The organism is Shigella flexneri 2a str. 301, assembly GCF_000006925.2.
In the GTDB taxonomy this organism is placed as follows: domain Bacteria; phylum Pseudomonadota; class Gammaproteobacteria; order Enterobacterales; family Enterobacteriaceae; genus ECMA0423.
On sequence record NC_004337.2, the window covers coordinates 2,676,331 to 2,690,275 of the forward strand.

The following is a 13,945-nucleotide window of genomic DNA, read 5'->3' on the forward strand; positions in this document are numbered from 1 at the left end:
GCTAAAAAGAGACAACTTAAGATAAACTTATTAGATTACAATAAAATCAATCATTTAAGTGTCGCCAGAAAGCGACACGGTAAACCACCCATTGTCGTGATTTACAGACACAAAAAAGCTCCCGGAGTTGGGAGCTTATGATAGTGGTTGGTGCTTAATGCCGCATCCGGGCTGCAAAACCAATGAACTGATGACTTACCCCAACTGCTTACGCGCATTGCGGAAAATGCGCATCCATGGGCCATCCTCGCCCCAGTTTTCCGGATGCCAGGAGTTGCTGACAGTACGGAAAACACGTTCCGGGTGCGGCATCATAATGGTGACTCGACCACTTTCAGTCGTAACCGCCGTAATACCGTTCGGTGAACCGTTCGGGTTAGCCGGGTAGGTTTCAGTGACTTTGCCGAAGTTATCGACATAGCGCAGTGCCACCAGCCCTTTGCTTTCCAGTGCCGCCAGATGCGCCGCATCACGCACTTCCACGCGCCCTTCACCATGAGAGACAGCAATCGGCATTTGCGAGCCCACCATCCCCTGCAACAGCAGAGACGGGCTTTGGGTTACTTCAACCAGGCTGAAACGCGCTTCAAAGCGATCGGAGGTGTTACGCACAAAACGTGGCCACAACTCACTCCCCGGGATCAGTTCACGCAGGTTAGACATCATCTGGCAACCGTTACATACCCCCAGGGCCAGCGTTTGCGGACGATGGAAGAAGGTTGCAAACTCATCGCGTACACGGTCATTGAACAGGATAGACTTCGCCCAACCTTCACCGGCACCCAGCACATCACCGTAGGAGAAACCTCCGCACGCGACCAGGGCGTGAAAATCCTCCAGTCCCGTACGTCCAGTCAGCAGGTCGCTCATATGCACGTCGATAGCATCAAAGCCCCCACGTTGGAAAGCTGCCGCCATTTCAACATGCGAGTTCACGCCCTGCTCACGCAGTACGGCAACTTTCGGACGTGCGCCAGTGGCAATATACGGTGCTGCCACATCTTCGTTGATATCGAACGACAGTTTTACATTCAGGCCCGGATCGGCGTCGTTAGATTTCGCCTGATGCTCCTGATCGGCACACTCCGGGTTGTCACGCAGGCGCTGCATCTGCCAGGTAGTTTCTGCCCACCAGACACGCAACGTAGTGCGGCTTTCGCTGAATACAGTCTGCCCGTTGGCGGTAATCACAAAACGGTCACCGGAAACCGCCTGCCCAACATAATGGACGCAATCCGCAAGCCCATGCTGTGCCAGTACGGACTCGACCGCTTCACGGTCAGCGGCACGAACCTGAATCACCGCACCCAGTTCTTCGTTAAACAACGCCGCCAGGCGATCGTCACCCAGAGAGGCGATATCCGCGTCAATGCCACAATGACCTGCAAAGGCCATTTCCGCCAGCGTTACCAGCAGGCCTCCATCAGAGCGGTCGTGATACGCCAGCAGCTTACGCTGTGCAACCAGCGCCTGAATCGCGTCATAGAAGCCTTTCAGTTGGACAACATCGCGTACATCTGCCGGTTTGTCGCCAAGCTGACGATAAACCTGCGCCAGCGCCGTTGCGCCCAGCGCGTTATTGCCTTTGCCCAAATCAATCAGCAGCAGTGCGTTATCTTCGGTACAAAGCTGCGGCGTGATGGTGTGACGTACATCTTCCACGCGGGCAAATGCAGAAATCACCAGCGACAGCGGCGACGTCATTTCGCGCTCTTCGTTACCTTCCTGCCAGCGGGTTTTCATCGACATAGAGTCTTTACCCACCGGGATCGTCAGGCCAAGCGCCGGACAAAGTTCTTCACCCACGGCTTTAACGGCTTCATACAGGCCCGCATCTTCACCAGGGTGGCCTGCCGCCGCCATCCAGTTGGCGGAAAGTTTAATGCGTTTGATATCGCCAATCTGTGTTGCGGCAATATTGGTTAACGCTTCACCGACCGCCAGACGGGCAGAGGCGGCGAAATCCAGCAGCGCAACCGGCGCACGCTCGCCAATCGCCATCGCTTCACCGTAGTAGCTGTCGAGGCTGGCGGTAGTGACCGCGCAGTTAGCGACCGGCACCTGCCACGGCCCCACCATCTGATCGCGCGCCACCATGCCGGTTACGCTGCGGTCACCGATGGTCACCAGGAAAGTTTTCTCCGCCACGGTCGGCAGATGCAGTACGCGTTTCACCGCGTCTGCAATGGTGATCCCTTCACGGACCAGCGCATCGCCCTTCGCTTTCAGCGTTTGTACATCGCGGGTCATCTTCGGCGTTTTACCAAGCAGGACGTCCAGCGGCAGATCGATCGGCTGATTATCAAAATGACGATCGTGCAGAGAAAGATGCAGTTCTTCGGTCGCTTCACCAATCACCGCGTAGGGTGCGCGCTCACGCTTACACAGTTCGTCAAACAGCGGTAATTGATCGGCAGCAACCGCCAGCACGTAGCGTTCCTGGGATTCGTTACACCAGATTTCCAGCGGGCTCATGCCCGGTTCGTCGCTTAGAATATCGCGCAGTTCAAATTTACCGCCGCGTCCGCCGTCGCTCACCAGCTCCGGCATCGCGTTAGAAAGACCGCCCGCACCGACGTCGTGGATAAACAGAATTGGGTTAGCATCACCAAGCTGCCAGCAACGGTCGATCACTTCCTGGCAACGACGCTCCATCTCCGGGTTGTCGCGCTGTACGGAAGCAAAGTCGAGGTCGGCATCAGACTGACCAGACGCCATGGAAGACGCCGCGCCGCCGCCAAGACCGATGTTCATTGCCGGGCCGCCGAGAACGACCAGCTTCGCACCGACGTTGATCTCGCCTTTTTGTACGTGATCGGCGCGAATGTTGCCGATCCCGCCCGCCAGCATGATCGGTTTGTGATAACCGCGCAGCTCTTCGCCATTGTGGCTGTTCACTTTTTCTTCATAAGTACGGAAGTAGCCGTTCAGTGCCGGACGACCAAATTCGTTGTTAAACGCCGCACCGCCCAGCGGGCCTTCGGTCATGATGTCCAGCGCGGTAACAATGCGCTCAGGCTTACCGAAATCTTCTTCCCACGGCTGTTCGAAGCCAGGAATTCGCAGGTTGGATACGGAGAAACCAACCAAACCAGCTTTCGGCTTCGCGCCGCGCCCGGTGGCACCTTCATCGCGGATTTCACCGCCGGAACCGGTCGCCGCGCCCGGCCACGGAGAAATCGCCGTCGGGTGGTTGTGAGTTTCGACTTTCATCAGGATGTGCGCCGGTTCCTGATGGAAATTGTAGCGGCCCGTTTCGTGGTCAGCAAAGTAGCGGCCCACTTCAGAACCTTCCATTACGGCGGCGTTATCTTTATAAGCAGAGAGAACGTGATCTGGCGTGGTTTCGAAAGTATTTTTGATCATCCTGAACAGCGATTTCGGCTGTTGTTCACCGTCGATAATCCAGTCGGCGTTAAAAATTTTGTGGCGGCAGTGCTCAGAGTTCGCCTGAGCGAACATATACAGCTCGATGTCGTTCGGGTTACGACCAAGCTTTGTGAAAGCATCCTGCAGATAGTCAATTTCATCTTCCGCCAGAGCCAAGCCAAGACGCAGGTTAGCGTCGATCAGCGCCTGACGGCCCTGCCCCAGCAAATCAACGCTTGTGACCGGAGTCGGTTGATGGTGGGCAAACAACTGCTCTGCATCATCTAAATCAAAAAAGACCGTTTCCATCATGCGGTCGTGCAGTTCAGCGGTAACCTGCTGCCATTGTTCATTGGTCAGCGTACCGGCTTCTATATAGTAAGCAACGCCGCGCTCAAGGCGGTTTACCTGTTGTAGCCCGCAGTTATGGGCAATATCGGTCGCTTTCGAAGACCAGGGAGAGATGGTGCCAGGACGCGGGGTCACCAGCAGGAGTTTGCCTTGCGGGGCGTGGCTGGCGAGTGCCGGACCATATTTCAGCAGGCGTTCAAGTTGTGCGTGCTCATCATCGTTTAACGGCGCATTGAGGTCAGCAAAATGGACATACTCGGCGTAAATATTGTGAACCGGGAGCCTGGCAGCCTGAAAACGTGCCAGCAGTTTGTTGATTCGGAATGCCGACAGTGCAGGCGAACCACGCAGAATTTCCATCATAAGTCTCTCGTCTTCTAAGCTTTCGGTGTACCCAAGGGGGGGGAAACGGGCGTCATTATAAAGAATCTGATGCGCTGACGAAACCGTTTGCGTGGAAATAAAATCACCATCGTGAATTAGCAACGCGTGCCGCCAATGGCTGTAATAAGTTGCCATCTGGCGCAGGTTTACGCAAAATGCCGCTCATTTATGAGTAAACCTTTCACTATTATTACGTTTTTTCAAGCTGGGACGCGCACGACACAGAGAATTAACTAATTGAAAAAATTAAAGATTAATTATCTGTTCATCGGCATTCTGGCACTGCTGCTCGCGGTCGCTCTCTGGCCATCCATTCCCTGGTTTGGTAAAGCCGACAACCGTATCGCCGCCATTCAAGCGCGGGGAGAGTTGCGTGTGAGCACCATTCATACTCCCCTGACTTATAACGAAATCAACGGGAAACCTTTTGGCCTGGATTACGAACTGGCGAAACAGTTTGCCGATTACCTCGGCGTAAAACTGAAAGTGACCGTGCGGCAGAATATCAGCCAGCTGTTTGACGACCTTGATAATGGTAACGCCGACCTGCTGGCGGCAGGACTGGTCTATAACAGTGAGCGGGTAAAAAATTATCAGCCTGGCCCTACCTATTATTCCGTGTCACAACAACTGGTTTATAAAGTGGGTCAGTATCGCCCACGTACGCTGGGCAACCTGACGGCGGAGCAACTCACCGTTGCACCGGGTCATGTGGTAGTTAACGATCTCCAGACCCTGAAAGAAACAAAATTCCCGGAATTAAGCTGGAAGGTAGACGACAAAAAAGGCTCTGCGGAATTAATGGAAGATGTCATCGAAGGAAAACTCGATTACACCATTGCTGATTCTGTCGCCATCAGCCTGTTTCAGCGCGTTCACCCGGAGCTCGCCGTAGCGCTCGATATCACCGATGAACAACCGGTGACTTGGTTTAGCCCGTTAGATGGCGATAATACCCTTTCCGCCGCCCTGCTCGACTTCTTCAACGAAATGAATGAAGACGGTACGCTGGCACGCATTGAAGAGAAATACCTGGGGCATGGCGATGATTTTGATTACGTCGATACGCGCACATTTTTACGCGCCGTCGATGCGGTACTGCCGCAGTTAAAGCCCCTGTTTGAGAAATACGCCGAAGAAATTGACTGGCGTTTGCTGGCCGCTATTGCTTATCAGGAATCGCACTGGGATGCACAGGCCACTTCACCGACGGGTGTGCGCGGCATGATGATGTTAACCAAAAATACCGCGCAAAGCCTCGGCATTACGGATCGTACCGATGCCGAACAGAGCATCAGCGGTGGCGTGCGTTATTTGCAGGATATGATGAGTAAAGTGCCGGAAAGTGTGCCGGAGAACGAACGGATCTGGTTTGCCCTCGCTGCGTACAATATGGGCTATGCGCATATGCTGGATGCCCGCGCCCTGACGGCAAAAACCAAAGGGAATCCTGACAGTTGGGCTGACGTAAAACAGCGTCTGCCTTTACTTAGCCAGAAACCCTATTACAGCAAGCTGACTTACGGCTACGCTCGTGGGCATGAAGCCTACGCTTATGTCGAAAATATTCGTAAGTATCAGATTAGCCTGGTGGGTTATCTGCAAGAGAAAGAGAAGCAGGCTACAGAAGCGGCGATGCAACTGGCGCAGGATTATCCGGCGGTATCGCCTACGGAGTTGGGCAAAGAGAAATTTCCTTTTCTCTCGTTTCTTTCCCAGTCGTCATCAAACTATTTGACCCATTCTCCCTCTCTGCTGTTTTCCAGGAAAGGGAGTGAAGAGAAACAAAATTAATCCGTCGAGGATTGCGCTTTTTTCTGCGCTTTAATTTCCTGGCGGCGCATGCGAAAGAAGTCACTGAGCAACGCCGCGCACTCATCCGCCAGTATTCCTTCCGTAATTTCCACTCGGTGATTCATACCCGGATGATGCAGCACATCCATTAAAGATCCCGCAGCGCCAGTTTTCGCGTCACGCGCACCAAAGACCACGCGACCAATGCGACTGTGGATCATCGCTCCGGCACACATTACACATGGTTCAAGCGTGACATACAACGTGGCGTCGATCAGACGATAATTTTGCATCACCAGACCACCCTGCCGCAGGGCCATGATTTCTGCATGTGCGGTGGGATCATGGCGACCAATCGGGCGGTTCCAGCCTTCGCCGATTACCCGATTGTTATGCACTAATACCGCGCCGACCGGCACTTCCCGCTCATCCCAGGCACGTTTCGCCAGCGTCAGCGCGTGACGCATCCAATATTCGTGGCTAAATTCGACTTCAGACAAAAAGAAAACTCCGGTTATAAAAGCGCGGCGCATTATACACGGACGCTATGCTTTACTCTATTCCAGTTGCTGGAGTTCACCGCGCGGGGTTACTCGCCAACGATGCTGACAGAAATAAAGCAGCGGATTGTCCTGATTACTGTCGCTATAGCCACTGTACAGCCGCAGCGGCGTGCCGATTTTGCGCTCCAGTTGTGCGACCTTTTCATGTCCCAGACAACGCATCGTCAATACCCAACCACCATAGCCACGCTGAATTTGGCTGGCGATAAGATTAACCCGCGGCAGCCAGGGCGTATCGAAATAAACCGCTTCAACCAGCGGCTGCGGAGAGCCGGTAATCAACCAGATATCAGCATCGGAACTTAACAGGTAGGTGGTTAATCGCTCCTGAACCAGCGGAAAGGCGGTAACATTGTCGCGAAACCAGCGCACGAAATCGGCCTGCAACGTCTGTAAACGTGCTTCGCTGTGACCAAAAGTGCACCCCCACAGAAGCAGACTCATCGGCCAGCGTGCCGCACGACCTTTTATCAATAACGCAATGGCTATAATCGGTAACAACGGCAGGACAAGTAACGCATTCAGCGGTTGGCGACGCAGTAAATAGCGCAGAAAACTGCCGAACATATCCTGCTGATGCAATGTTCCATCTAAGTCAAAAAACACCACACGACGCTCGTGAGTTGCCAAACCATACTCCTCTGGACTGAAACATCCTGATTAATTTTCGCTACTACATAGCCTAACAGATAGATCATCACTTTTCCGGCAACAATCGACCGCATCATGGCTAACTGGAATTTTTAATTCATGGCAATTAGCGGCAATGGAATATAAAATTCACTCGCGTGTGTCTCATATTGCCTGTTGTCGCCACTATTTCATCGCGAGGAAAGATATGAACGGCTTACTTCGTATCCGTCAGCGTTACCAAGGGCTTGCCCAGAGTGATAAAAAACTGGCGGATTATCTGCTGCTACAACCTGATACGGCGCGCCATTTAAGCTCTCAGCAACTGGCCAACGAAGCCGGAGTCAGTCAGTCCAGCGTCGTGAAGTTCGCGCAAAAACTCGGCTATAAAGGTTTTCCGGCGCTTAAGTTGGCGTTGAGTGAAGCGCTGGCAAGCCAGCCGGAATCGCCCTCCGTGCCCATTCATAACCAAATCCGCGGTGATGATCCGTTACGGCTGGTCGGCGAAAAACTGATTAAAGAAAATACCGCCGCTATGTACGCAACGCTAAACGTTAATAGTGAAGAGAAACTGCATGAATGCGTAACAATGTTGCGCTCTGCGCGGCGGATAATTCTGACCGGTATTGGCGCTTCGGGTCTGGTGGCGCAAAACTTTGCCTGGAAGCTGATGAAGATTGGCTTCAATGCTGCCGCACTGCGCGATATGCATGCGCTACTCGCAACAGTACAGGCGTCGTCCCCTGACGATCTGTTATTAGCCATTTCCTACACCGGTGTACGACGCGAGTTAAACCTGGCGGCAGATGAGATGCTGCGAGTGGGCGGAAAAGTGCTGGCGATTACCGGCTTTACTCCGAATGCCCTGCAACAGCGTGCTTCTCATTGCCTGTATACCATTGCCGAAGAACAAGCGACAAACAGTGCTTCAATCTCTGCTTGTCACGCTCAGGGAATGTTAACGGATTTGCTGTTCATTGCGCTGATTCAGCAGGATCTGGAACTGGCACCAGAACGTATTCGTCATAGTGAAGCGCTGGTGAAAAAACTGGTCTGAGTAAAGAATGCGCGTATAATGCCCGCCCGGTTTGTGTTGTTTTGAGAGTTTCCTTATGGCGCTGTTAATCACTAAAAAATGCATCAATTGTGATATGTGTGAAATCAAATAAAAACACATTTATTTTCATAGTGATACAGCAATGTGTTATTGAATGTGTTGTTGGATTTATGGTGCAAAAAAATTTTGCATAAGTTCAGCAACACAAAGAACACCACTTTCTTTAACGTCCTCCGCGCCCTAAAGGACGGGGCTTTACGGCGCAAAAGGCCTGTGACATACAACATTAACTTTTCAGTCAACCGTAGCACGTTCTTGTATACGCCGTGTCTGCGGTTTTATATAACCCTGGCTGGAAACCTCTTATACAAAGTCGATTCGCCAACATCATAGATGATCGCCACCTTCTGGCGAGAAACTCCTGATGCAATTAGTCGCCCGGCCTGCGCCCATTATTCTGGTGAAAGTTTGGGACGGCGACCGCCAATTCGTCCCTGTGCGCGAGCAGCTTCCAGTCCTGCTTTTGTTCGTTCAACAATCAGTTCACGTTCCATTTCAGCCAGGGCACCCATCACATGGAAGAAAAAGCGTCCCATTGGTGTGCTGGTATCAATTGAATCAGTCAGACTACGAAAGTTGATGCCTCGTTCGCGCAACGCCTCCACCAGCACGACAAGATGCCGCATACTGCGCCCCAGCCGATCCAGCTTCCAGACAACCAGTGTGTCGCCTGCCGATAATGTCTTGAGCAGTTTTTTCAGCCCCGGTCTTTCGGACTTTGTACCACTTATCTTGTCTTCAAAAATCAGCTCGCATCCTGCACAGTTCAACGCATTACGTTGTAGATCGGTATTCTGGTCATTTGTTGATACGCGTACATAGCCAATAAGCATGGTAAATCCCCCTGTTAACAAGACACTGCGTCAAAAGTCGGGGGGGGGGGGGGGGGAGAATTGGGTGATCTCCTTCCATGGGAATACACAGTCATTATAAAATAGAATGTACTGTTTTTTTAAAGAAAAAAACAGTACATTGAGATATGATTTGGATCATTACTAAATCCTTTGCTGAAGTTACTATGTATATAAGCTTATTTTATACATGATTATTAGCAACAAATATTACCAAGTCAAGTAGTCAGGCTGGCTAAAATAGTTGGAGATGTTGTAGTATCTTACTCAAGACTAATGTCTTCTGGTATAAATCCTCTGCATTGTGAATATGTAAAACATCAAAAAAAGATGAACCAAATATACGAAAAAAGCAAATATACTTACCAGGGTAGAAAGCATGATATAACACTCATTCCCTTATGGCAAATATTCTGAAACACCCTCCTCATTAGGAGAGATACATTAAATACAATTTATTCACAATCTAATTCCATATCCATATGCGAGAAATTAATATGCTCAGAAACATTTCATCCTGTTTATTTCCACATATCAGCACAATTACATCCCCCAACCATTATTTGTCCGAATGGGATGATTGGGAGAAACAGGGGTTACCGGAAGAACAGCGTACTGAGGCGGTAAGAAGACTTCGTGCATGTCTTACCTCTAAGGGGCATAAACTGGACCTGCGAGCCTTGGCGCTTTCCTCGCTACCTGTACTCCCTGCTTGCATTAAAAAGCTTGATGTGAGCTGTAATAAATTAACCATCCTTACTGATTTACCTGAAAATATTAAAGAACTTATTGCAAGAGATAATTTCTTAACACATATATCTGCATTACCACATTATCTAATAACTTTGGATGTGTCCGAAAATCAATTAGAGAATCTGCCGTTATTACCAGACACCATCAAATCACTAAGCGCAGAGTATAATAGGTTATCCACACTGCCTTCATTACCCTTGAATTTAAAAAAACTTGAGGTTAGGAACAACGAACTGCAAACTCTTCCATCTCTGCCTTCTAATCTTAAGATACTTAAGGTTGCGCACAACCATCTTACTGAACTGCCCCCTTTACCTAGGAGACTGCAACTTCTTTTTGCATATAGCAATAGATTAAGCAACTTACCAAACATCCAAGAAAATATTATCATGAGAAGATTTTTTTATTTTGAAAACAACCAAATAACTACAATCCCGACAAATCTTTTTCGTTTAGATCCTCATATAACTATTGAGATTGCAAATAACCCCTTATCAGATCAAACTCTGCTATTCTTAATACAGCAAACTTCGGTTCCAAATTTTAACGGGCCTCAGTTTCGTATTTCCCTGTCAGACCAAAACAGACTGTTTTTACGCCAGATGTTGCCGCAAAATTTACATTCGCGCCATATCAGAGTCATCACTGAAGGGGGGCAGAACTTTCAGATCCCCCCTCTTCCCGAAACTGTGGCAGCCTGGTTTCCTGAAGCAGATCGTCGGGAGGTTTCTACACAATGGACTTCTTTTTCCACCGAGGAGAATTCCCGGGCATTCTCCGCGTTCCTTGACCGCCTTTCCGATACCGTCTCTGCACGCAATACCTCCGGATTCCGTGAACAGGTCGCTGCATGGCTGGAAAAACTCAGTGCCTCTGCGGAGCTTCGACAGCAGTCTTTCGCTGTTGCTGCTGATGCCACTGAGAGCTGTGAGGACCGTGTCGCGCTCACATGGAACAATCTCCGGAAAACCCTCCTGGTCCATCAGGCATCAGAAGGCCTTTTCGATAATGATACCGGCGCTCTGCTCTCCCTGGGCAGGGAAATGTTCCGCCTCGAAATTCTGGAGGACATTGCCCGGGATAAAGTCAGAACTCTCCATTTTGTGGATGAGATAGAAGTCTACCTGGCCTTCCAGACCATGCTCGCAGAGAAACTTCAGCTCTCCACTGCCGTGAAGGAAATGCGTTTCTATGGCGTGTCGGGAGTGACAGCAAATGACCTCCGCACTGCCGAAGCCATGGTCAGAAGCCGTGAAGAGAATGAATTTACGGACTGGTTCTCCCTCTGGGGACCATGGCATGCTGTACTGAAGCGTACGGAAGCTGACCGCTGGGCGCTGGCAGAAGAGCAGAAATATGAGATGCTGGAGAATGAGTACCCTCAGAGGGTGGCTGACCGGCTGAAAGCATCAGGTCTGAGCGGTGATGCGGATGCGGAGAGGGAAGCCGGTGCACAGGTGATGCGTGAGACTGAACAGCAGATTTACCGTCAGCTGACTGACGAGGTACTGGCCCTGCGATTGCCTGAAAACGGCTCACAACTGCACCATTCATAATCACATCGCATAAACCACAGACCGGACTGACTCCGGAAAAACAGAGGCCCGCCCCCGGGCCTCCCCGGATTCATCCGTTTCTCTGTTCAGCCTGACCGCACACCCCGGCGGCCGGATGACAGACTCCGCCTCGGTAAGCAAAGCGGTCTTCTGTGATTCCGCCAGTTGCGGCTTATTCATTACTTAACGTCAAACGCCCGAATTGAAGCCAAATCATCCAGACTGCTCAGCTCCTCTTTCATCTCCCGCTGACGGCGATAAATCTCATCGTTGCGATCGACCTGCGCCTGCACCATTGCTGCCGCCAGTTCTTCCAGTTCCGGCATCGACAGTTTCACCTGCTGATTATCCGCATCACTCCACACCATATGTGTTTGTGCCGCGACAGATTTTGCCAGCATGACCACCGGGGACAGGCGGGCCACTGACGAGGCGTCAGCGTTCCACGTGCGGCCGTTCCATTCAAACGTGAACGGCTTCGCCTCCTGTTCTGTGCGCCATGCTTCAATTTCCTGACGTCTGGCCTCTCTGGCCGCTTCCAGCATTTCTGGTGTCACAGTGAATGGGGCTATCTCACCCCATTTGCCACTTTGCAGTTCCTGCCAGATTTGCTGACCCGTCGGTGCAACATCATCAGCGGTGGCTGTGTAGGGAACTGCCTGGTCCCTGTCGTCAAAAAAAACGTCACAGTCTACTGCGCCACTTTCGGTATAACGGGGATTAATGATTTTTTTAATTTCCACGGTGCATTCCTCACGATGTGCGAATAAAAAGCCCGGGCATTGCGCCAGAGACATGTGCATCCGGCACCCCGGACAGGGCGCAATATGACCCCGGTAATGAATGCTCTGAACATCCCGTAATGAAAAATTGTGGGGATGCTATATACGTTCCGGTGGGAGTACCGGGCACTGAAATCCCCACCGGTCCCAGTCGTGAGCCTCTGTATGACTGCCCCCTGACAAGTCTGATGACTTTATCACCGTCAGCTTCTCCCTGGTACGCAGCAATAATCAGCCCGCCAATGTCAGGGTCTCCCCATCTGTTGCGGACAGAGCTCGCCACGATTCTGTAAATAATATCTTCTGTGGTTATATTTATTTTCACCCAGTCAGTCTGGATATGGGCCAGTAGCGGTAGCGGGTGTGATAAATGGGGCCGTTAATGCCGTAAAAAGTAAGGGATTTGGCTCTGTACCGCGGTTCTGTTGTCTCAGGGCGTGCATCAGTCCACCGGATGCTGAGCACCCCTTCAAACCGTGTGTCGGGTATGATGATGCCGTAGGGGCCAGCAACGGAATATTCACCTGGCAGCGCATTCCTTACCCAGGCCAGGAAATCACTCTTAGTGTCAAAACGGATAACATCTTCAGGCAGAAAAGCACACCCAAAGCCGAATGCGCCGGGTATCGCCAGACGGCCTTTTGTCCGGTCGTAAATGTCGCTCTGTGCTTCCATCGTGGCCGCACTTTTCAGCCCCAGATTATCCCGGGACTTCTGTTGTGCCTTTTCGCCTGCTGCTGCGATTTCTGACAGATGGTTAGCCATTTTCAGAGTGCCGGTCAGCGCAGCATCAATGTCATTTTTGGCCTGTTCTGCTGCGCGGGCATAACCTGCGGCTGCCGCCACATCCTGCGCCGTCTGCTGTGCGTTTCCGGCTGCGGCCCCGGCGCTCTGCTGCGCCTGCGCCACCATTTCCTCAAAGCGTTTGACGACATCCGGTTTCAGGTCGCCCTCATCAGGAGCAATCAGAAAGTCATTCAGCGTGCCGGGCTTTGAGTCCTCATATACAGCAATGTCGCCAACGTTGTACTCGTTGCGCCAGTCCTGTTTCAGATACACACCATATTTTCCAGTCCGCGCATGGAAACAGTATTCACCATCGTTTCCTGCCATCACATCAGCAACAGTGTTCATCACCACTTCCGGGGTGTTTACCCGGGATTTCAGAATAATATGGTATCCGGACATGGGGATACCTGCGCCATCAGTCAGCGCACCTGATATCACTACAGACATTGTTTTTCTCGCGATAAATTAAATCAGGAAGAACCTTCCGGAGAGGCGGGCCATTCAATGGCGTTGTATGAGGATTTATCAGTGATGGTGCTGAAATCCATCGCCTGCAGCGATTTCGCGTAAATACGACAGGCTTTCAGCTTTTCTTTATCTTCGTCGCTGATTAACCCCAGCAGCAGGTCTTCTTCCCATTCCCCTGTCCGGGCACTGACCTGAGCCAGAAGGGCATCACGCTCATCTTCCGCTTTGAGTCTGTAGTCAAAGACAAATTCATCATTGCGGTAAAACCAGTAACCCGGCGCGGTAATCCGTCGGTTAGCGGTAATATCCGGAACTTCGATAACGCTGGCATTGCGTGGCTCGATGCCTGTCACATCCTTACCGACCCACACCACGCGACCATCTCCGGTGTAAGCTATTTTTATTGTGTCGCTGGCGAAATTCTTCAGCTCTTCATACCAGTTTTTTCCGTCTTCTGAAAAAAGCCAGGTGACCGAATATCGTTTTGTCATCTGATATTGTTCTGCTGTTTTCGGATTACCCGCAGTAATATTTTTTA

The 13,945-nt window shown here is 51.2% G+C and carries 9 protein-coding genes, 1 pseudogene and 1 other annotated feature (1 of these 11 cut by a window edge); of the genes and pseudogenes, 3 read left to right on the top strand and 7 right to left on the bottom strand.

Going from position 1 to position 13,945, the window contains the following annotated elements; translation table 11 throughout:
- Nucleotides 1–195 precede the first annotated feature (195 nt).
- The gene (gene purL, locus SF2604; RefSeq protein ID NP_708394.2) at nucleotides 196–4,083 is read right to left on the bottom strand and encodes a phosphoribosylformylglycinamidine synthase; all 3,888 of its coding nucleotides are present in this window, start codon (nucleotides 4,081–4,083) and stop codon (nucleotides 196–198) included.
- A 396-nt stretch (nucleotides 4,084–4,479) separates the two neighbouring features.
- Between purL and yfhD the strand changes: the two genes are divergently transcribed.
- Nucleotides 4,480–5,898: a membrane-bound lytic transglycosylase F gene (gene yfhD, locus SF2605; protein NP_708395.2), complete on the top strand. Its 1,419-nt coding sequence runs from the start codon at nucleotides 4,480–4,482 to the stop codon at nucleotides 5,896–5,898.
- Here the strand turns inward: yfhD and yfhC are convergent.
- Nucleotides 5,895–6,431, bottom strand: coding sequence for a tRNA-specific adenosine deaminase (gene yfhC / locus SF2606; protein NP_708396.1), 537 nt, complete (start codon nucleotides 6,429–6,431; stop codon nucleotides 5,895–5,897). The two genes, yfhD and yfhC, sit on opposite strands and share 4 nt — an antisense overlap.
- Nucleotides 6,432–6,455: 24 nt before the next feature.
- A complete protein-coding gene (gene yfhB / locus SF2607) occupies nucleotides 6,456–7,028 on the bottom strand; it encodes a hypothetical protein (protein NP_708397.4) in 573 nt (190 codons plus the stop codon).
- A gap of 199 nt (nucleotides 7,029–7,227) precedes the next feature.
- Here yfhB and yfhH point away from each other — a divergent pair, with 199 nt between their 5' ends.
- Nucleotides 7,228–8,148 carry a hypothetical protein gene (gene yfhH, locus SF2608; protein ID NP_708398.3) on the top strand — a complete coding sequence of 307 codons (921 nt, stop codon included), beginning with the start codon at nucleotides 7,228–7,230 and terminating at the stop codon, nucleotides 8,146–8,148.
- A gap of 452 nt (nucleotides 8,149–8,600) precedes the next feature.
- Here the strand turns inward: yfhH and SF2609 are convergent, their stop codons facing one another.
- Entirely contained in the window at nucleotides 8,601–9,041 is a 441-nt protein-coding gene (locus tag SF2609) for a DNA-invertase (protein ID NP_708399.2), read from the bottom strand.
- Nucleotides 9,042–9,055: 14 nt separating this feature from the next.
- Nucleotides 9,056–13,945, top strand: a sequence feature (ipaH island V); it runs 6,632 nt beyond the window's last position.
- Here SF2609 and ipaH_7 point away from each other — a divergent pair.
- Nucleotides 9,542–11,368: an invasion plasmid antigen gene (ipaH_7, locus tag SF2610; protein NP_708400.2), complete on the top strand. Its 1,827-nt coding sequence runs from the start codon at nucleotides 9,542–9,544 to the stop codon at nucleotides 11,366–11,368. It overlaps the preceding feature by 1,827 nt.
- Here the strand turns inward: ipaH_7 and SF2611 are convergent.
- The 3 genes and pseudogenes from SF2611 to SF2613 form a co-directional block, all read right to left on the bottom strand.
- The gene (locus tag SF2611) at nucleotides 11,548–12,171 is read right to left on the bottom strand and encodes a prophage CP-933K tail protein (protein ID NP_708401.1); all 624 of its coding nucleotides are present in this window, start codon (nucleotides 12,169–12,171) and stop codon (nucleotides 11,548–11,550) included.
- Nucleotides 12,250–13,386 (bottom strand): annotated as a pseudogene (locus SF2612).
- Nucleotides 13,410–13,898 (bottom strand): tail fiber assembly protein, encoded by a 489-nt coding sequence (locus SF2613; RefSeq protein NP_708403.1) that lies wholly within the window; start codon nucleotides 13,896–13,898, stop codon nucleotides 13,410–13,412.

Bases quoted from the DNA above. Each gene is read 5' to 3' on its own strand.
- purL (NP_708394.2), bottom strand. From the start codon at position 4,083: ATGATGGAAATTCTGCGTGGTTCGCCTGCACTGTCGGCATTCCGAATC.
- yfhC (NP_708396.1), bottom strand. From the start codon at position 6,431: ATGCGCCGCGCTTTTATAACCGGAGTTTTCTTTTTGTCTGAAGTCGAA.
- yfhB (NP_708397.4), bottom strand. From the start codon at position 7,028: ATGTTCGGCAGTTTTCTGCGCTATTTACTGCGTCGCCAACCGCTGAAT.
- yfhH (NP_708398.3), top strand. From the start codon at position 7,228: ATGGAATATAAAATTCACTCGCGTGTGTCTCATATTGCCTGTTGTCGC.
- SF2609 (NP_708399.2), bottom strand. From the start codon at position 9,041: ATGCTTATTGGCTATGTACGCGTATCAACAAATGACCAGAATACCGAT.
- ipaH_7 (NP_708400.2), top strand. From the start codon at position 9,542: ATGCGAGAAATTAATATGCTCAGAAACATTTCATCCTGTTTATTTCCA.
- SF2611 (NP_708401.1), bottom strand. From the start codon at position 12,171: ATGCACATGTCTCTGGCGCAATGCCCGGGCTTTTTATTCGCACATCGT.
- SF2613 (NP_708403.1), bottom strand. From the start codon at position 13,898: ATGACAAAACGATATTCGGTCACCTGGCTTTTTTCAGAAGACGGAAAA.